The sequence below is a fragment of the Streptomyces sp. NPDC019531 genome (assembly GCF_044903305.1).
Classification (GTDB): domain Bacteria; phylum Actinomycetota; class Actinomycetes; order Streptomycetales; family Streptomycetaceae; genus Streptomyces.
On record NZ_JBJDQL010000005.1, the window covers coordinates 259,065 to 278,166 of the forward strand.

The window sequence follows — 19,102 nt, forward strand, 5'->3', positions numbered from 1 at the left end:
CCCGGACCCCCGGCCGATGAACACCGGCACCCGCGCCCGGAAGCGAGGCAGCCTGCAGTGAAACTCACAGTGGTCGGCGGAGGCTCGACCTACACCCCCGAACTCATCGACGGCTTCGCCCGGCTCAGGGACACCCTGCCCGTCGAGGAACTCGTCCTCGTCGACCCGGCCGCCGAGCGTCTGGAACTGGTCGGCGGCCTGGCCCGGCGCATCTTCGCCAAGCAGGGCCATGACGGCCGTATCGTCACCACGTCCGATCTGGACGCGGGCGTGGACGGCGCCGACGCCGTGCTGCTGCAACTCCGCGTCGGTGGCCAGGCCGCCCGTCAGCAGGACGAGACCTGGCCGCTGGAGTGCGGCTGCGTCGGCCAGGAGACGACCGGCGCGGGCGGCCTCGCCAAGGCGCTGCGCACGGTCCCGGTGGTCCTCGACATCGCCGAACGCGTCCGCCGCACCAACCCGGGCGCCTGGATCATCGACTTCACCAACCCGGTCGGGATCGTCACCCGCGCGCTCCTCCAGGCCGGGCACAAGGCGGTCGGGCTGTGCAACGTGGCGATCGGCTTCCAGCGGAAGTTCGCCGGGCTGCTCGGCGTCACGCCCGCTGACGTGCACCTCGACCACGTGGGCCTGAACCACCTCACCTGGGAGACCGGCGTACGGCTGGGCGGCCCCGAGGGCGAGGACATGCTGCCCAAGCTGCTCACCGAGCACGGCGAGGCGATCGCCGGCGACCTGCATCTGCCGCGCCCGCTCCTCGACCGGCTCGGGGTGGTCCCGTCGTACTACCTGCGGTACTTCTACGCACACGACGAGGTCGTACGGGAACTGCGCACCAAGCCGTCCCGGGCCGCCGAAGTGGCCGAGATGGAACGGCGGTTGCTGAAGATGTACGGCGACCCGGCCCTGGACGAGAAGCCGGAGCTGCTCGCCAAGCGGGGCGGCGCCTACTACTCGGAGGCGGCGGTCGACCTGGCCGCCGGGCTGCTCGGCGGGGGCGGCAGCCCCTACCAGGTGGTCAACACCCTCAACCGGGGCACGCTGCCCTTCCTGCCCGACGACGCGGTGATCGAGGTGCCGGCGGCGGTGGGTCCGAAGGGGCCTGCCCCGCTGGCGGTGCCCTCCGTGGACCCGCTGTTCGCGGGGCTGATGGCGAACGTCACGGCCTACGAGGACCTGGCGCTGACGGCAGCCCTGCGCGGCGGCCGGGAGCGGGTCTTCAAGGCGCTGCTCGCCCACCCCCTCATCGGCCAGTACGAGTACGCCGAAGCCCTCACCGACCGACTGATCGCACACAACCGGGAGCATCTCGCGTGGGCCTGACCGCATGTGTCCTAGCCGTCGACGCGGGCAACAGCAAGACCGACGTGGCGGTCGTGGCGGCCGACGGAAGCGTCCTCGCCACGGCCCGCGGCGGTGGGTTCCGGCCGCCCGTGGTGGGGGTCGAGACGGCGGTGGACACCGTCGCCGACGCGGTGGAGCGGGCCTTCGCCGCGGCCGGGGTGAGCTCGGTGGAGCACGTCTCGGCGTGTCTGGCCAACGCCGACTTCCCGGTGGAGGAGGAGCAGTTGGCGGCGGCACTGCACGCACGTGCGTGGGGGGCTGCCGTCGAGGTCCGCAACGACACCTTCGCGATCCTCAGGGCCGGGGTCACCGAACCGCGCGGGGTCGCCGTGGTGTGCGGCGCCGGCATCAACTGCGTCGGCATGCGCCCCGACGGCCGTACCGCCCGCTTCCCGGCGCTCGGCCGGATCTCCGGCGACTGGGGCGGCGGCTGGGGCCTCGCCGAGGAGGCGCTGTGGCACGCGGCCCGCGCGGAGGACGGGCGGGGCGTCGACACCGACCTCGCGCGCGTGCTCCCGGCTCACTTCGGACTGCCGTCCATGTACGCCCTCGTCGAGGCCCTGCACCTGGAGGACATCGCCCCGGCCCGCCGCCACGAACTCACGCCGGTGCTCTTCGCCACGGCCGCCGCCGGTGACCGCGTGGCCCGCTCGCTCGTCGACCGCCTGGCCGAGGAGGTGGTGTCGATGGCCACGGTGGCACTGACCCGCCTCGATCTTCTCGACGAGGCGACCCCGGTCCTGCTCGGCGGCAGCGTCCTGGCCGCCCGGCACCCCCAACTGGACGACGGCGTACGCGAACTCCTCGCCGTGCGCGCCCCCAAGGCCGTACCGCGGGTGGTGACGGCCGGCCCGGTCCTGGGCGCCGCCCTGCTCGGCCTTGACCGGGTGGGGGCGCCCCCGGAGGTGCAGGCGCGAGTACGGGCGTACTACGAGAACTGACCGAGCACCGCGTCGGCGAGCGCGGACACGGACTCCGTCCCGACGTCGACGCGGGCCAGTCCCAGTCGGTCCACCGCCTCCACCATGAGCTCCTGATACCGCACGCTCCGTGCCAGGAACTTGTCCATCAGGGCCCGCTCCCCCTCCGACGCCTCGTCGTAACACCCACCCGCACGGATCCGGGCGCGCACGACGCCTTCGTCAGCGGTGAGCCATACGGCGGCCGTGTGCGGGGCGTCCAGCAGCGCGACCCGCTCCGGCCAGAGCGCGGAGCCCTCCAGGACCAGGCCCGGTCCGGTGGCGTGCGCCCCGACGAGTTCCTCGATGCGGGGCCACAGACGCTCGTAGTGGGCGAGGACCGAGTCGATCAACTCGTCCACGTCGAGGGTCGCGTAGTGCTCGGCCACATGGGGCGGCACCTCCCGCTCCGGCGTACGCCACGGCCGCCCCGGGTGTCTCGCCAGGAGATCCGTCGACCGGTGCTCGAAGCCGAGCCGCTCGGCGATCGCCCCGGCAACCGTGGACTTGCCGGTATTGGACGTTCCGCCGATCATCACCACACATACCCCGCGCACGACGGCGACCCTACGCGCCCCCAGGGGGAACCGAACCGATTCCCATGGCGTATTCATGGGCAAGGGGTGGTGCGGGGGCGCGGCCGGGCCGTGCGCAGGCGATCCGATGCGATCCGATCAAGATCCAGCCAAGGCCGGTGCGGATGTCGGTCCCGGCAGCGATACTTGCGGCGACGGATGACCATGGGGGAGGTCAAACAGTGACACACCCGCCGAAGAGCAGCGCGGCGCCACCGGGTTCCGGGGTGCCCACCATGCCGTCCGTACCGCCGCAGCCGGGCCCTCCGGCTCCGGCCTCCCAGGCACCCCCGCCCGCGCCGGCGCCGGAGGCGGCACCCGCCCGTCGTACGGCCTTCGCCGAGGGCTTCGACCAGGTGCGCGCGGCCGCCACCACCGAACCGGGCCGGCTGCGCATCATCGGCGCGGCACTCGCCCTGCTCGTCGTCCTCTTCGGCGCGGTGACCGCCTGGCAGACCAACGACCGGGCCGCCGCCGCGGACGACGTGCTGAACAAGAGCCAGCCGCTCAGCAGCGCCGCCGCCGACATCTACCGGTACCTGGCCGACGCCAACACCGCGGCCTCCAGCGGCTTCCTCGCCGGCGGTCAGGAGACGCCCGACTCCCGCAAGCGGTACGAGGACGACATCGACCTGGCCGCGGCCGGTCTGGTCAAGGCCGCCTCGAACTCCGACCCGGACTCCCCGGCGGCGAAGACCGTGGCCGAACTCAACACCCTGCTGCCGGAGTACAAGGGCCTGGTGGAGCGGGCCCGTACGTACAACCGCCAGGGCTTCCCGGTCGGCGGCGCCTATCTGCGCTACGCCAACGAGAAGATGCAGGAGGAGATGCTCCCGAAGGCGCAGAACCTCTACACGAGCGAGAACCGGCGGCTGCGCGCCGACTACGCCGACGCCACGCCCTACCCGTGGGCCGCGATCGGCCTCGGCGTGCTGGCCCTCGCGGGGCTCGCGTGGGCCCAGCACCGCAACTACCGGCGCACCAACCGGGTCCTCAACCACGGTCTGGTCGCCGCCACGGCGACGGCCACCGTGGTGCTGCTGTGGCTGGTCGTCGGCCACACCGTCGCGCGCGCGGGTCTCAACGACTCCTACGACCACGGGGTACGCTCGCTCAACGTGCTGCACGACGCCCGGATCGCCTCCCTGAAGGCGCGCGGCAACGAGAACCTCACCCTGGTGGCCCGCGGCGCGGAGACCATCACCAAGAAGAACGCCCAGGGCGAGGACGTCACGTACGACGCCTACGACTACGACTTCGACCAGGACATGAACACCCTCGGCAAGGGCCTGGCCGAGGCGTCGAAACTCGCCGACGACAGCAGCGGCGAGAAGCCGGTCACCGCGGCCGAGGGCAACATGACGGTGTGGAAGCAGCGCCACACCGCGGCCCGCGCGCAGGACGACAACGGCAACTACGAAGAGGCGCTCACCCGGGTCATCGGCGGCAAGGGCGCGACCGGCGAGTGCTTCGACAGCGTCGACAAGAACCTCGCCACGGCCCTGACGCATGAGGAGGCCGAGTTCAAGCAGTCGGCCGGCGACGGTCTGGACGCGATGACCGGTCTTTCGGTGGGTGCCGCCGTACTGGCCGTGCTGGGCGCGGCCGGTGCGGTGCTGGGCATCGGGCGCAGGCTGTCGGAGTACCGGTGAGAGGGGGCGTGACGATGCGGATGCGTGGACGTGTGCGGGCCGGTCTCAGGGGCTGGGGCGGTGTCGGGGCGATGGCGGTCGTCTGCGCCCTGGTGTTCGCCTTCGCACTGCTGCTGCCGCTGACCCAGTCGCACGGCGACGGCGGCATGGGCACCGGCGGCACGCGCGTGGCCCACGCCGAGCAGGCGGCGGACGACGATCCGTGCGACAACCCGACGATCAAGGCGCACCCTGAGGAACAGACCCTGTCCCCTTCGAGCGCGGACGGCCCGACCATCGACAAGATCAAGGCCCGCCAGGGCGAGAAGCGCAAACTGATCGTCGGTGTCGACCAGAACAGCTACCGCTGGGGCTACCGCAACCCCAACGGCGGCGCCGAGGCCGACCTGGAGGGCTTCGACATCGACCTGGTGCACCGGATCGCCCAGGACATCCTCGGTGACGCGAACGCCGTGCAGTTCAAGGCGATCCCCACCAACCAGCGCATCCCGGCCATACAGAAGGGCCGGGTGGACATGATCGTGCGCACGATGACCATCAACTGCTCCCGCCTGTCCGACGTGGCGTTCTCGGCGCCGTACTTCAAGACCGGCCAGCAGGTCCTCGCCCCCAAGTCCTCGGACATCAAGGGCTACAACAGCACTCTGGCGAACAAGAAAATCTGCACGGCGGAGGGCTCGACCGCCTTCAGCAAGCTGGACGAGGACAAGGATTCGGGGGATCTCGTCACCTCCGCGAACATCAGGACCACCGTCCCCAACCAACTCGACTGCCTCGTCAGGCTCCAGCTCGGCGAGGTCGACGCCGTGGTCACCGACGGCGCGCTGGCCGCCAGCCAGGCCGCCCAGGACCCCACGGTCGAACTGAAGGGCTCTCCCTTCACCACCGAGTACTACGGCGTGGCGATGAAGAAGGACGCCGACGACCTGGTACGCCGGGTCAACCAGATTCTGGTGGACTACCGAAGGGACACCACCGACGGCTGGCAGGCGTCGTACAACAGGTGGCTGTCCGCCACACTGGACGAGGACTCGGCGAAGTCGGAGCCGCCCCCACCGCGGTACCTGCGCAAGAGCTGACAGACAGGCAACCAGCCTCAATACGACGACGACTCGCAGCGAGAGGTGATCGATGGGCGTCACGGGACCTCCCGGGCCGGTGATGGACCGGGACGAGGTGGACCGTGCGCTGGCTCGGCTCGGGGCGGAGCACGAGGCGATCGAGACCTCGCTCCTCGCCTTGCAGGACCACGCGGGCCGCAGGCTCCTCGAAGGAGCCGACCTCACCGGCGTCACCAAGGAGTGCTGGACGTCCGCCGACGCCTCGATCACCCTGCTGTGGGCGTACTTCGACGCGTACACGGACGCGCTGCGCTCCGCCCGGGAGATCCGCTCCCGCCGCCGCTGGTCCAGCCGCGAGGACCTGGTGGAGCTGACCGAGCTGCTGCGCGGTGAGGCGGTCACGATCGCGGGTTCGGCGACCGCCACGGCCAACGCACCCACTCTGCAGGGCAGTTCGAGCAAGCTGAGCGAACAGTTCTCGCTCGTCACACTCGTCGAGCGGATGAACGAGCTGTACGCGACGAGCCTGGACATGGTGGTCGCCGCCGACGCGGTGTGGTCGGCGCTGCCCGCCCGCATCGACTTACTGGCCGCCGAACTCCAGCGCACCCGACAGCTCGCGCACTCCGTCGGCGTGCGCCCCGGAGAGCACCCGGCCGGGGACGACCTGGAGCGCATCACCCGCACCCTCACCTCGCTCCGCGAGCAGGTGATCTCCGACCCGCTGGCCTTCTGGCAGCGCGCCCAGGGCAGTTCGGCGCCCGGTGGCGGAAAGCCGGACACCACGTCCTACGACCGTGAGGCGCGGGCCCTTGAGGACGTGCGCCGGGAGATCGACGCCGTGCTCACCGTCCGTCAGGACGCGGAGGCCCGGCTGGTCAGGCTGCGGGACGTGCTCTCCCGCGCCGACCGCACACTCGCCGAGGCGCGCACCGCGCGCGGTGAGGTCCTCGCGAAGATCGCCGCGACGGAGGTGCCTGTTGTCGGCGGACCGCCGACCGTGCTGCAGGAGCAGCTGGCGACGGCCGCCGAGTACCGCAGACACGCCCAGTGGCACCGCCTGTCCCCGCTCCTGGAGTCCCTGGAGCAGAAGGCGGAGGACGAACTGCTGCGCGCCCGCGAGTCGTTGACCGCGGTCACCCAGCCGCTCGCGGTCCGCGCGGAACTGCGTGGCCGCCTGGACGCGTACAAGGCGAAGGTCGCGCGGCACGGCCTGGCCGAGGACCCGTTCCTGATCGAGCGCTACGACGCGGCCCGGCGGATGCTGTGGAGCGCGCCCTGCGACCTGCGGGTCGCCGAACAGGCCGTACTGCGCTACCAGCACGCGGCCGCCGAACTGCTGGGCGCCCCGCGGGTGCCGCAGGACCGTAGGGGGCCCGGAGCGTGAGTGACCAAGGGGGTTCAGCGTCATGAGTCAGGCACAGCAGCCCTGCCAGCGCCCCGGCTGCGAGGGTGGTTACGAGGACATGGGCGGCGGCGAGCTGTACTGCGACACCTGCGGCCTCGCGCCGGTCGTCTCGGCCGGAGGCGCGGGCGGTTCGGCGCCCACCGGCTTGACCGGAGGCGGCAAGGGCTCGCAGGGCAGCGGCAGTTCCCGTTCCACCAGCCGTGGTTCCTCGCGTACGTCCTCGCACTCGTCGAAGTCACGACGCTCGGTGTCGGGACGGCTCTCGCGCTCGGTCTCCGGGAAGTCCACGAGCCGTTCGGTGTCGGTGCGCAGCTCCGGCTCGTCCGCCGGTTCGACCGGGCGGGGCCGGCTCGGTGCGGGCCTCGTCGAGGTGCCCGGGGTGCCGCGGCCCGACCCGCGCGAGATGGTCCTGGAGAACCCCGAGGTGCCCGAGCGCAAGCGGTTCTGCTCACGCTCCGACTGCGGGGCCCCGGTGGGGCGTTCGCGCGGGGACCGGGCCGGGCGCACGGAGGGGTTCTGCACGAAGTGCGGCCACCCGTACTCGTTCGTGCCGAAGCTGAAGTCCGGCGACATCGTGCACGGCCAGTACGAGGTCGCGGGCTGCCTCGCGCACGGCGGCCTCGGCTGGGTCTACCTCGCCGTGGACCGCGCGGTGTCCGACCGCTGGGTGGTCCTGAAGGGCCTGCTGGACACCGGTGACCAGGACGCGATGGCCGCCGCGATCTCCGAGCGGCGCTTCCTCGCGGAGATCGAGCACTCCAACATCGTGCGGATCTACAACTTCGTGGAGCACCTCGACCAGCGCACCGGCTCGCTCGACGGCTACATCGTCATGGAGTACGTCGGCGGCAAGTCGCTCAAGGAGATCGCCAACGGCCGCCGCTCGGCCGCCGGCAAGCGGGATCCGCTGCCGGTGGAGCAGGCCTGTGCCTACGGCATCGAGGCCCTGGAGGCGCTCGGCCACCTGCACAGCCGCAACCTCCTGTACTGCGACTTCAAGGTCGACAACGCCATCCAGACCGAGGACCAGCTCAAGCTCATCGACATGGGCGCGGTGCGCAGGATGGACGACGAGGAGTCGGCCATCTACGGCACGGTGGGCTACCAGGCGCCCGAGGTCGCGGACGTGGGCCCGTCCGTCGCCTCCGACCTCTACACGGTCGCCCGCACCCTGGCCGTCCTCGCCTTCGACTTCCAGGGCTACACCAACGTCTTCGTCGACTCGCTCCCCGACCCCGACAACATCGAGGTCTTCCGCCAGTACGAGTCCTTCTACCGCCTGCTGGTCCGGGCGACCGACCCCGACCCGGCCCGCCGTTTCGCCTCCGCGCAGGAGATGTCGGAGCAGCTGACGGGGGTTCTGCGCGAGGTCGTCTCGCTGCAGACGGGCCGCGCGCGCCCGGCCCTGTCCACTCTCTTCGGTCCCGAAGTCCGGGTCACCGACACGGAGTTGTTCCCGAGGCTGGACGGGGAGGTGTCACGGTTGGGAGTGCGGGTGTCGCCGTCGCGGAAACCCTCTGTCAGTGCAGTCGGCGCCGGAGCCGTCAAAGCGCTCGTCAAGCCGGCCGACGCTGCCGTCGCCGCCCTCGCGCTCCCCGTCCCCCACGTCGACCCCTCCGACCCCAACGCCGGTTTCCTCGCCGGGCTCATGACCACCGCGCCCGCCGAGCTGCTCGGTGCCCTCGCGGCCGCGCCGGCGGCCTCCGCGGAGACGCGGCTGCGGCAGGTGCGGGCCTGGCTGGAGAACGGCGACGCGCACACCGCGGACGAGGCGCTGCGACACCTTGAGGACGAGCGGCCCGACGACTGGCGGGTGGTCTGGTACCGGGGTGTCGCCGCGCTGGTGACCGGCGACCACGAGGCCGCCGCACTCGCCTTCGACGCGATCTACGACGCCTTCCCCGGCGAACCCGCCCCCAAGCTCGCCCTAGGCCTGTGCGCGGAGGTGCTCGGCCAGCTCGACAACGCCGCGGAGTACTACCGCCTGGTCTGGTCGACCGACCCGAGCTATGTGAGCGCCGCGTTCGGCCTGGCCCGCGTACAGCTCGCGACCGGGGACCGCCGTAGTGCCGTGAAGACGCTGGAGTCGGTGGCGGAGTCCTCCATCCACTACACCGCCGCCCGGGTGGCTGCCGTCCGCGCACGGCTGCGTCAACGCACCGCGACGGCGGCCGACGTACCCTTCCTGGACGACCTGACCGCCGCCGCCGGGCAGGTCGAGGCGCTGGACGCGTACGGTCTGGATCCGGCGCGCCGCGAGCAGTTGTCGGCGGAGGTGCTGGGCGCGGCCCTGGACTGGATACTCTCCGGTGGCCAGGAATCCGTCGCTCCCGCCGCCGGGGGACGGGCACTGCTCGGCAGCGGACTGGACGAGCGAGGACTGCGCTTCGGCCTGGAGCGTGCCTACCGCACGCTGGCCCGGCTCGCGCAGGGCGGCGAGGAGAGGATCGACCTGGTGGAACGAGCCAACCGTTACCGCCCCCGGACGTGGGTGTAGTTGATGTCGCAGATGCCCCAGCAGACCGCCCTGTCGAGGTGCCCGAGTTGCGAGGAACCCCTTGAGTCGGGCGACCGTTTCTGCGGTGCGTGCGGATACGACCTGTCCGCGGTACCGGCGCAGCCGGACGACCACCCGACCATCGCCATGAACGGCGCGCCCCCGGGCGGCCCCTGGCCGGAGGTCTCGCACCCCCCGGCCGAGCTCCATCTGCCGACCGACCTCCAGGGCTCCGCCTCCGGCGATCATGAACTGCCCCGGTCGGGGCCGGTCGTCGGGTCGCCGGTCTCCCCCGCCTCCGGTGTGCGCTTCGACCGCCCGCCGGAGCCCGACGAGTACGTTCTGCAGGCGCCGACCCACGGGTGACCGCCGAACTGCCCACCCCAGCCGAAGGAACCAAGGTGTGCGTGGCCTGCCGGGCCGGCCGAGTCGACCACGACGGCTACTGCGAGAACTGCGGTCACGCCCAGCCCCGCGAGCGCGATCACATGGAGCAGGAGGCCGGGCCGATCGCCGCCGTCAGCGACCGCGGCCTGCGCCACCACCGCAACGAGGACGCCTTCACCCTCGGCAACACCCTCCTGCCCGACGGCTCGCCGGCGACCTTCGCGGTCGTCTGCGACGGCGTGTCCTCCGCGACCCGCCCCGACGACGCCTCCCTGGCCGCGTCCCGGGCCGCGGCCGACGCCCTGCTGACCGCCCTGCCGCAGGGCACCCACCCCCAGCAGGCCATGCACGAGGCGATCGTCGCCGCCTCCCGCGCGGTCAACTCCCTGGCCAACGAGCCCGCCACGGCCCGTGAACACCAGCCGCACCAGAACGCCCCCGCGTGCACGATCGTCAGCTCGGTCGTCACCCCGAGCCTGCTGGTCGTCGGCTGGGTCGGCGACAGCAGGGTCTACTGGGTTCCCGCGGACCGCAGCTCACCCCCGGCCCGGCTCACCGAGGACGACTCGTGGGCCGCGCAGATGGTCGCCGCGGGCCTGATGAACGAGGCCGAGGCGTACGCCGACGAGCGCGCCCACGCGATCACCGGCTGGCTCGGCGCGGACGCCTACGAACTCGACCCGCACACCGCTTCCTTCAAGCCGGACCGGCCTGGTGTGGTGGTGGTGTGCACGGACGGCCTGTGGAACTACGCGGAGGCGGCCGACGAGATGGCGGAGGCCGTGCCGGCCGACGCCGCCGCGCGCCCCCTGCACAGCGCCCGGGTCCTGGTCGGCCACGCCCTGGACGGCGGGGGCCACGACAACGTAACAGTGGCCGTCGTGCCGTTCCCCATCCCCTCGCAGGGGGCAGGATCGGCCTGAGGCCACACACACGGGGGTACCTCGGCGGACCGGAGGGGACCGGTCCGCGATCAGCCATCACCTCACGACTGTGAGGTTTCCGAGGGGGATTTGAGTAGGCATGGCCAATTTCTCGAAGTCGAACGTGCCGCAGTTCTCGATGGACGTCTACCAGAACGAGTTCCTGCCGGAGGGCGGCCGCGAGGTCAACGCGATCGTCACGGTGACCGTGACCGGCGGCGGCACGATCGGAAGCGCGGTCGCCGCACCCCATCTGTACGCGGCGGGCCAGGGGCCCTCGGCGGCGGTCGCGGTCATGGTCGACTGCTCGGGCTCCATGGACTACCCGCCGACCAAGATGCGCAACGCCCGCGACGCCACGTCCGCCGCGATCGACACCCTGCGCGACGGCGTGCACTTCGCGGTGATCGGCGGCACACACGTGGCGAAAGAGGTGTACCCCGGTAACGGCCGCCTGGCGGTCGCCGACGCCACCACCCGCGATCAGGCCAAGCAGGCCCTGCGCAAGCTCAGCGCAGGCGGCGGTACGGCCATCGGCACCTGGCTGCGCCTCGCCGACCGCCTGCTGTCCTCGGCGGACGTCGCCATACGCCACGGCATCCTGCTCACCGACGGCCGCAACGAACACGAGTCACCGGAAGACCTCAAGGCCTCCCTCGACGCCTGCGCCGGGAGCTTCACCTGCGACGCCCGCGGGGTGGGCACCGACTGGGAAGTGAAAGAAGTCACAGGGATCGCCTCCGCCCTGCTCGGCACCGCCGACATCGTCGCCGACCCGGCGGGGCTCGCCGCCGACTTCACGCAGATGATGGAGGCGGCCATGGGCAAGGAGGTCGCGGACGTCGCCCTCCGGGTGTGGACCCCGGTCGGCACCACCATCAAGTTCGTCAAGCAGGTCGCGCCCACCGTCGAGGAACTCACCGACCGCCGCACCGAGGCCGGTCCGCGGGCCGGGGACTACCCCACGGGCTCCTGGGGAGACGAGTCCCGTGACTACCACGTCTGTGTCGAGGTCCCGTCCGCGAACCTCGGCCAGGAGATGCTCGCCGCCCGGGTCTCGCTGGTCGTCCCACAGCCCGACGGCACCGCCCAGAACCTGGGCGCGCAGGGCCTCGTACGGGCCGTCTGGACCGACGACATGGTCGCCTCGACGTCGATCAACCCGCAGGTCGCCCACTACACCGGCCAGGCCGAACTGGCACAGGCCATCCAACAGGGCCTCGATCTGCGCAAAGCGGGCGATATCGATGGAGCGACGGCCAAACTGGGCCGGGCCGTCCAGCTCGCGAACGACTCGGGGAACGCCGATACTGCGAAACTGCTTTCGAAGGTGGTCGACGTGGTCGACGCCACGACAGGTACTGTGCGACTGAAGGCGAAGGTCGAGGAGGCCGACGAGATGACTCTCGAGACACGGTCGACAAAGACAGTTCGTGTAAAGAAGTAGACAGTTACCGACGTAGAAGTTCCCTGATCCGAGAGGGGGAAGCGCCGACATGCCGACCTGCCCGAACGGACACCAGTCGGGTTCCGACGACTGGTGCGAGGTCTGCGGTCACCGCATGGCCGGTGCCGTACCTCCGCCCCCTCCGCCGCCGCCCGCACCGGGTGGGGGCGGCTACGGCTTCCCGCCGCCCGGCGGCCCCGGGGGCCAGCCCGGCGGACGTCCGCATCTGTCCGCCGTACCGGACGCCGAGCCGGAGCTCTGCCCGCAGTGCCGTACGCCCCGTGAGGGCGGTGCGCCCTTCTGCGAGGAGTGCCGGTGGAACTTCCTGACGAACACGGCGACGTCATACACCCCGGCCGCCCCGCGCCCGCCGGCCGGCTCCGGGGGCCCGCCCTCGCACTTCCAGCAGCAGCCGGCGCCGGGTCCGTCCTTCGGCGGCGGCGGTGACTCGTACGAGTACCAGGGCTCGCGCCCGTCCCAGGTGAACCGCCCCGCCGAACCGATCCCGTTCGGCTCGGAGCAGTCGGGCCGCTCGGGTCCGGGCGGGCCTGGTGGTCCCGGTGCCGGTCCTGGTGGTTTCGGTGGGCCCGGAGGTCCCGGTGGCCCCGGTGGTCAGTCCGGGTTCCCCGGTGACCCGGGACGGCCCGGAGCTCCTGGCGGCCCCGGCGCACCTGGCTCCTCCGGCCCTTCCGGTTTCCCTGGCGGCCCCGGCGGCCCCGGGCCTTCCGGTTACCCCGGCGAGCCGTCCCGTCCCGGTGGCCCCGGACCTTCCGGTCCTGGCGGCCCGCAGGGCTTCCCGGGCGACCCCGGCCGCCCAGGCTCACCCGGCCCCTCCGGTTTCCCCGGTGACCCCTCCCGACCCGGCGGCCCCGGCCCCTCCGGTTTCCCCGGTGACCCCTCGCGACCCGGTGGTCCCGGCGGCGGTCCTGGCGGTCCTGGCGGTCCCGGCGGCTACGGCTATCCGCAACCCGGCTCCACCCAGCCCGGCCCCTCGGGCCCCGGCGCTGGTCCTGGCGGCCCTGGCGGCCCCGGCGGCCCGCAGGGCTTCGGTGGCAACCCCACGCAGCCCGGCCCCTCGGGTCCGGGTGGCCCCGGCGCCCCGCAGGGCTTCGGCGGCGGTCCTTCGCAGCCCGGTCCGTCCGGTCCTGGCGGCCCGCAGGGCTTCCCGGGCGGCCCCTCCGGTCCTGCCGGTGGCCCCGGTGGTCCGCCGAACTTCGGCGCCGACCCCTCCCGCCCGGTCCCGCCGCCCCCCGGCCCCGGTGCCACGAGCGGAGCCCCGCAGGCCTTCCAGGCACAGGGCGCACCGGCCCCGCCCGCCTTCCCGCAGGAGACCGGCCGGCCCCAACAGGGCGGCCCGTCCTTCGGCGGCGGAGCCGACGACTGGGTCATCTCCCCGCCCGGTCCCGGCGGCGGTCCTGGTGGCCCCGGCGGCTACGGCTACCCGCAGCCCGGTTCCACCCAGGCCCCGCCCGGCCCGCCCGGCCCGTCCTTCCCGCAGCAGCCCGCGACCTGGACGGCGACGATCGGCCCGGACCGCGACTACTTCATGGCGATGATGCAGCGCTCGGGCCCCGAGGCCGCGGGCCTGAACCTGCCCGCGTACTCGCCCGAGCAGCAGCGCGCCCTCACCGGCAACCAGATCACCATCGGCCGCCGCCGGCACTCCACCGGCGACACCCCCGACGTCGACCTGTCGGTGCCGCCGGAGGACCCCGGTGTCTCGCACCAGCACGCGGTGCTGGTGCAGCAGCCGGACGGTTCCTGGGCGGTCGTCGACCAGAACTCGACGAACGGCACCACGGTCAACGGCGCGGAAGAGCCGATCACTCCGTTCGTGCCGGTTCCGCTGCAGGACGGCGACCGGGTGCATGTGGGGGCGTGGACGACGATCACGATTCGGCGGGGCTAGGGCTGCCCCAGGGCGGTCTGTCGGCTGCGGGCCGGTGGGGGCTGGTCGCGCGGTTCCCCGCGTCCCTGGGTCGGCTCAGCCCAGGAGGGGCCAGGTGTACGGTCCCTCCGGCTGGTCCAGCCACGCCCACTGCCGTTCCGCCTCGACCGTGACGCCGTAGCGTTCCCGAGGCGGCCGTCCCTCACGCTCCCACAGCGCGTACGCCTCCCGTGGCTCCAGGCTGCCGCGGCTCAACGCCAGCAGGAACCGGAACAGTTCGCTCTCCCTGGCCCGGCGCGGGATCCCGCCCAGCTCGACGAACTCCTCGTCGTGCCGGTCGCCACCGCGCAACGGCACGAAGTAGGCGGGCGTATGCAGGAACCGCCCCTCCGCGTGCCCGGCGTCCCGCACGGTCAGGGCGATCAGGCCGGTGGCGAGCGGGGCCAGGATCCGGGCACCGGGCAGGCACTGCGCGAGCCAGGCGACCGGGACCGACGACAGGGTGCAGGTGGCGATGATCCGGTCGAAGGGGGCGCGTTCGGGCACCCCGCGCGCGCCGTCGCCGGTGACGACGACGGGGTGGTACCCGGCGGCGGCCAGATGTCCGCGCGCCGCCTCGGTGATCTCCGGCTCCAGGTCGACGGTGGTGACGAGCGAGTCGTCGCCGAGCCGGTGCGCGAGCAGCGCCGCGTTGTAGCCGGTGCCTGCGCCGATCTCCAGGACCCGGTCACCCTCCCGCACCCGCAGCTCGGCCAGCATCATCGCCATCAGCGAGGGCTGGCTGCTGGAGGAGACCAGTTCCCCGTCGCGCAGCCGGGTCGCCAGCGGGGCGTCGCCGTAGGCCCCGCGCACCCAGCGCTCACGGGCGCGCGGGTCGGGGTTCTCGCCCCACCGCCGCTCGTAGCCCCCCATGACGCCGACGTAGTAGTACGGCACGAAGAGATGCCGTGGCACCGCCTCGAAGGCCTCCCGCCACACCGGGTCGGCCGCCCAGGCCCCACTCGCGTCGATCTCCCGCACCAGCGCCGCCCGTGCCGAGGCGGCGAGTTCGGCGAGGTCCCTGTCGAGAGCATGCGCGCTCATACCTCCACTCTGCACCCTGAGCGCGAGAGGTCCTAAGCCTTGAGTCCTGGTCCACCCCGTCTGAGACCATGGGTGGTGTGAAAGAGATCCGGCGCGGCACGCTTCAGACGCAGACCTTCTACGAGCAGGTCGGCGGGGAGGAGACCTTCCGCCGCCTCGTCCACCGCTTCTACGCGGGAGTCGCCGAGGACCCCATACTGCGGCCCATGTACCCCGAGGAGGACCTCGGGCCGGCCGAGGAGCGGCTCGTGCTGTTCCTGATGCAGTACTGGGGCGGTCCCACGACGTACAGCGACAACCGCGGCCACCCCCGGCTGCGCATGCGCCACGCCCCCTTCACCGTCAACCGCGAGGCGCACGACGCCTGGCTGAGGCACATGCGGGACGCCGTGGACGAGCTCGGTCTGTCCGAGGAGCACGAGACGGAGCTGTGGAACTACCTGACGTACGCGGCCGCTTCGATGGTGAACACCGCAGACTGAACACCGCAGCCTGAACACCGACCACTGAGTCCCGGATTCCGGTCGCTTTCCGGGCAGCGGTCGCCGGATTCCGGTCACAATCCGGTCAAGCCCGCGCTACAAGCGCTTACCCCTGACCGCCCCCTCTGACATCCTCGCCCGGAGGTCTGGACAACACGGTGGGGGACCGGGTGACGGGGTTCGGGGGAATCGCACGCTTCGTGTTCCTGCGCGCGCGGGCGCACCGCCTGCTGCTCGCCGCCGCGTTGCTCACGGTCCTGCTGACCACCGCGGTCCTGGCGACCCTCACCGCCTACTCCGGCGCGATCGGCGACGCGGCCCTGCGCCACGCCCTCCAGGACCCGCGCAACGCCGCCGACACCGCCCTGGTCGTCAAGGCCGACGTACCGAAGGACCGTCGTACGGCCGCCGACACCGCCGTACGCAAGGTGGCGCGGCGGACGTTCGACGGGTTACCGGTGACCGTGCGGACGTTCCTGCGGTCGGGCCCGTACGCGCTGCCGCGGTCGTTGCAGCCCGAGTCCGCGCGTTCCGGGGACCCTGATCTCACCCACTTCGCGGCGCTGGACCGCAGCCGGGTGCGGCTGGTCGAGGGGCGGCTGCCAGGCCCCGCTGACGGGCTCGTCGAGGTGGCGCTCCCGCAGTCCGCCGCCCGCGCCCTCCGCCTCGGCCCCGGCGCCCGCCTCACCCTCGCCGACCGGCTGCGCGGCCCGGCGGTGCGGGTCACGGTGACCGGCCTGTACCGGCCCGTCCGCGCGGACGACCCGTACTGGCTCCTCGACGACCTGCACGGGCGGGGCGTCAACAAGCTCGACTTCACGACATACGGCCCCCTGCTCGCCGATCCCGGTGTGCTGACCGCCGGGACGGTGAGCGCCGGGGCGTCGGGCTGGCTGGCGTCGGCCGACTTCGCGGCGGTGACGACCGCGCGCACCCACGCGCTGCGCGAGGCGGCCCTCGCCGGGAACGCGGCGCTGCGCAAGGAGTCGTCGCTGGGCGGCGCGACCACCGCCGCCACCTCCCTTCCCGAGGTCCTCGACCGCACCGACCGCTCCCTGCTCGTCTCCCGCTCCACCCTTCTGATCGTCGCCCTGCAACTGGTGCTGCTCGCGGGCTGCGCCCTGCTGCTGGTGGCCGGCCTGCTGAGCAGTGAACGCAGCGGTGAGAGCCGGCTGCTGCTGGCGCGCGGCTCCTCCCGGGCCCGGGTAGCGGGCCTCGCCGCCCTGGAGGCCCTGCTCCTCGCACTGCCCGCGCTGCTGTGTGCCCCGCTGCTGGCGGGCCCGCTGACCCGGCTGCTGGCCGAGCGTGGTCCGCTGGCCCGGATCGGGTTGCACCTGGAGGTGCCTGGGAGCGGGCGGCCCGCGGTGTGGCTGGTGGCCGCGGGAGTGGCGCTCGGGTGTGCGCTGGCGGTGACCGTGCCGGCGCTGACCTCGTCCTTCGCGCGCGGCCGGGCACGGTCGCTGCCCGGTGCGGTGCGCTCGGGCGCGGACCTCGGGCTGCTGGCCGTGGCCGGGGTGGCGTACGGTCAGCTCAGCCGTCAGACCTCCGGTGCGGTGTCCGACGACACCTCCGGCACGCTGGGCGTGGACCCGCTGCTGGTGGCCGCGCCCGCGCTCGCGCTGTTGGCCGGCACGGTGCTGACGCTGCGGCTGCTGCCCCCGCTGGCCCGGCTCGCCGAACGCCGGGCGACCGGCGGGCGTGGCCTGACCGCGGCCATGGCGGGCTGGCAGATCGCCCGCCGCCCGATGCGCGGGGCGGGACCGGTGCTGCTGCTGGTGCTCGCGGTGGCACTGGGCATGCTGGCGATCGGACAGGGCGCCTCCTGGGACCGCTCGCAGTCCGACCAGGCCGACTTCCGGGCCGGGGCACCGGTGCGGGTGCTGACCTCCGGGGACGCGGGTCTCGGCCGTACCGAGCAGTACGCGGCCGTGCCGGGCGTACGGCGGACCGCCCCCGGCGCCCGGTCCGAACTCCCGCTGTCCGGTAGCCGGGTGGCGACGGTGCTGGCCCTCGACACCTCGCGCGCCTCGATGCTCATCCGTCCCGACCTGCACTCCGGGCCGTTCCTCCAGGGCCTCGGCCCCAAGGGCTCGACCACGGGCGTGAAGGTGCCCGCGGACACGGCCCGGCTGCGGCTGACGGCATCCCTGCGGGGTTCCGTCCCGAGTACGACGGCACAGGTCGCCGTCACCCTGGAGGACCGCTACGGCACTCCCTACCGGCTCCCGGCCGGCCAACTCCCCGCCGACGGCCGCGCCCACGCCCTGGACGTCCAGGTGTCCGGGGGCCCGCTGACCCTCACCGATCTGGAGCTGGTCGTCTCCGTACCGAACGGAGAGGCCGAGCAACACCGCTTCACCGTGACCGAGTTGACGGTTACGAGTACCGAAGGGACGGTACGGCGGCTGCCGTTGCCCACGGCGTGGACGGTCGCCTCGCGGAGCGACGGGGTGTCCTCGACGCCGGATCCGAGGCCCAAACCGACCGCGCCACACCTGAGTTCGGGATCCGGACGGCTGACCGTGGACTACGGCACCGGGTACATCCCGTCCGACGACACCTGGAGTGTGGGATCGCTGACGGTCCGGATGAAGGCCTCGCAGCCGAAGCCGGCCACGATCACCGCCGTCGCCACCGAGCGCTTCCTCGCCTCGGCGGGCGCCTCCCTCGGAGACAGCCTGGACGTGCCCCTGGGCGGCGAGACGGTGTCGGTGCGGATCGTGCGCTCGGTGAGCGAGTTGCCCACGGCCGCGGACACCGGCGGGGCCCTGCTGGTCGATCTGCGGTCCGTGAACCGGGTGCTGCAGGACCGGTACGGCCATGGCGTGGAGCCCACCGAGTGGTGGCTGACGACGGAGCCGGGCGGGTCGGAGAAGGTCGCGGCGGCGCTGCGGGCCCGGCCCGACATGGACCCCGCGCAGGTCGTGGTGCGGGACGAGCTCGCCGGGCAGCTGCGCGACGACCCGTTCGGCGCGGGCCCCGAGGCCGCGTTCACCGCGGCGGCCGGGGTGGCGGCGGCACTGGCCGCGGTCGGGTTCGCGGTGAGCGCGGCGGGGTCGCTGCGAGAGCGGGGCGCCGAGTTCGCCGTACTGCGCGCCCTTGGGGCCCCGCGCCGCCGGCTGGCCCGCGCGGTCGCCGTGGAACAGGGCGTCCTGGTGGTGCTGGCGCTGCTCGTGGGCGCGCTGCTGGGCACGGTCCTGACCCGGGCGGTGGTCCCGCTGATCGTGCTGACGGACGAGGCGACCAGACCGGTCCCGCGGGTCCTGGTCCAACTCCCGCTCCCGCAGGCGGCCGTACTGCTGGCGGCGGTGGCCCTGGCCCCGCTCCTGGTCACGGCGGCACTCGCGCTGCGGCGGGCGGATCCGGCGCGGGCGTTGCGTGAGGGGGGTGAGTGAG

Annotated in this window: 12 protein-coding genes and 1 pseudogene; 11 read left to right on the forward strand and 2 right to left on the reverse strand. The window is 73.0% G+C overall.

Translation table 11 applies throughout. The annotated features are described in order from the left end of the window. The first annotated feature begins 57 nt into the window (after nt 1-57). The gene (locus tag ACI2L1_RS09130) at nt 58-1,323 is read left to right on the forward strand and encodes a 6-phospho-beta-glucosidase (RefSeq protein WP_404738655.1); all 1,266 of its coding nucleotides are present in this window, start codon (nt 58-60) and stop codon (nt 1,321-1,323) included. Then, a complete protein-coding gene (locus ACI2L1_RS09135) occupies nt 1,314-2,285 on the forward strand; it encodes an N-acetylglucosamine kinase (RefSeq protein ID WP_404738656.1) in 972 nt (323 codons plus the stop codon). The genes ACI2L1_RS09130 and ACI2L1_RS09135 overlap by 10 nt, the downstream gene beginning before the upstream one ends. On the opposite strand, the gene ACI2L1_RS09140 is transcribed toward ACI2L1_RS09135, so the two are convergent. After that, complete coding sequence (locus ACI2L1_RS09140; protein ID WP_404738657.1) at nt 2,273-2,860, reverse strand: AAA family ATPase; 588 nt, start codon at nt 2,858-2,860, stop codon at nt 2,273-2,275. The two genes, ACI2L1_RS09135 and ACI2L1_RS09140, sit on opposite strands and share 13 nt — an antisense overlap. 254 nt (nt 2,861-3,114) lie before the next feature. Between ACI2L1_RS09140 and ACI2L1_RS09145 the strand changes: the two genes are divergently transcribed. The 7 genes and pseudogenes from ACI2L1_RS09145 (at nt 3,115) to ACI2L1_RS09175 (ending at nt 14,162) form a co-directional block, all read left to right on the forward strand. Next, nucleotides 3,115-4,530, forward strand: coding sequence for a hypothetical protein (locus ACI2L1_RS09145; RefSeq protein WP_404738658.1), 1,416 nt, complete (start codon nt 3,115-3,117; stop codon nt 4,528-4,530). A gap of 14 nt (nt 4,531-4,544) precedes the next feature. Continuing rightward, nucleotides 4,545-5,609, forward strand: a complete 1,065-nt coding sequence (locus ACI2L1_RS09150; protein WP_404738659.1) for a glutamate ABC transporter substrate-binding protein — start codon at nt 4,545-4,547, stop codon at nt 5,607-5,609. A 52-nt stretch (nt 5,610-5,661) separates the two neighbouring features. Continuing rightward, entirely contained in the window at nt 5,662-6,978 is a 1,317-nt protein-coding gene (locus tag ACI2L1_RS09155; protein ID WP_404738660.1) for a hypothetical protein, read from the forward strand. Between the two features lie 22 nt (nt 6,979-7,000). Further along, complete coding sequence (locus ACI2L1_RS09160; RefSeq protein WP_404738661.1) at nt 7,001-9,496, forward strand: tetratricopeptide repeat protein; 2,496 nt, start codon at nt 7,001-7,003, stop codon at nt 9,494-9,496. 3 nt (nt 9,497-9,499) lie between these two features. Next, nucleotides 9,500-10,806: pseudogene (locus tag ACI2L1_RS09165) on the forward strand (PP2C family serine/threonine-protein phosphatase). A gap of 100 nt (nt 10,807-10,906) precedes the next feature. Next, on the forward strand, nt 10,907-12,253 hold the full coding sequence (locus tag ACI2L1_RS09170) for a VWA domain-containing protein (RefSeq protein WP_404738662.1): 1,347 nt from the start codon (nt 10,907-10,909) through the stop codon (nt 12,251-12,253). Nucleotides 12,254-12,302: 49 nt separating this feature from the next. Continuing rightward, nucleotides 12,303-14,162: an FHA domain-containing protein gene (locus ACI2L1_RS09175; RefSeq protein ID WP_404738663.1), complete on the forward strand. Its 1,860-nt coding sequence runs from the start codon at nt 12,303-12,305 to the stop codon at nt 14,160-14,162. A gap of 75 nt (nt 14,163-14,237) precedes the next feature. Here ACI2L1_RS09175 and ACI2L1_RS09180 read toward each other — a convergent pair whose 3' ends face one another. Then, on the reverse strand, nt 14,238-15,224 hold the full coding sequence (locus tag ACI2L1_RS09180) for a methyltransferase domain-containing protein (RefSeq protein WP_404738664.1): 987 nt from the start codon (nt 15,222-15,224) through the stop codon (nt 14,238-14,240). A 68-nt stretch (nt 15,225-15,292) separates the two neighbouring features. Between ACI2L1_RS09180 and ACI2L1_RS09185 the strand changes: the two genes are divergently transcribed. Together ACI2L1_RS09185 and ACI2L1_RS09190 are read left to right on the forward strand one after the other, a co-directional pair. Beyond that, on the forward strand, nt 15,293-15,706 hold the full coding sequence (locus ACI2L1_RS09185; RefSeq protein WP_404738665.1) for a globin: 414 nt from the start codon (nt 15,293-15,295) through the stop codon (nt 15,704-15,706). 170 nt (nt 15,707-15,876) lie between these two features. Further along, complete coding sequence (locus tag ACI2L1_RS09190) at nt 15,877-19,101, forward strand: FtsX-like permease family protein (protein ID WP_404738666.1); 3,225 nt, start codon at nt 15,877-15,879, stop codon at nt 19,099-19,101. Nucleotide 19,102 lies beyond the last annotated feature (1 nt).

Coding starts and splice junctions, on each gene's coding strand:
- ACI2L1_RS09145 (WP_404738658.1), top strand. CDS start 3,115: ATGCCGTCCGTACCGCCGCAGCCGGGCCCTCCGGCTCCGGCCTCCCAG.
- ACI2L1_RS09150 (WP_404738659.1), top strand. CDS start 4,545: ATGCGGATGCGTGGACGTGTGCGGGCCGGTCTCAGGGGCTGGGGCGGT.
- ACI2L1_RS09155 (WP_404738660.1), top strand. CDS start 5,662: ATGGGCGTCACGGGACCTCCCGGGCCGGTGATGGACCGGGACGAGGTG.
- ACI2L1_RS09160 (WP_404738661.1), top strand. CDS start 7,001: ATGAGTCAGGCACAGCAGCCCTGCCAGCGCCCCGGCTGCGAGGGTGGT.
- ACI2L1_RS09170 (WP_404738662.1), top strand. CDS start 10,907: ATGGCCAATTTCTCGAAGTCGAACGTGCCGCAGTTCTCGATGGACGTC.
- ACI2L1_RS09175 (WP_404738663.1), top strand. CDS start 12,303: ATGCCGACCTGCCCGAACGGACACCAGTCGGGTTCCGACGACTGGTGC.
- ACI2L1_RS09180 (WP_404738664.1), bottom strand. CDS start 15,224: ATGAGCGCGCATGCTCTCGACAGGGACCTCGCCGAACTCGCCGCCTCG.
- ACI2L1_RS09185 (WP_404738665.1), top strand. CDS start 15,293: ATGGGTGGTGTGAAAGAGATCCGGCGCGGCACGCTTCAGACGCAGACC.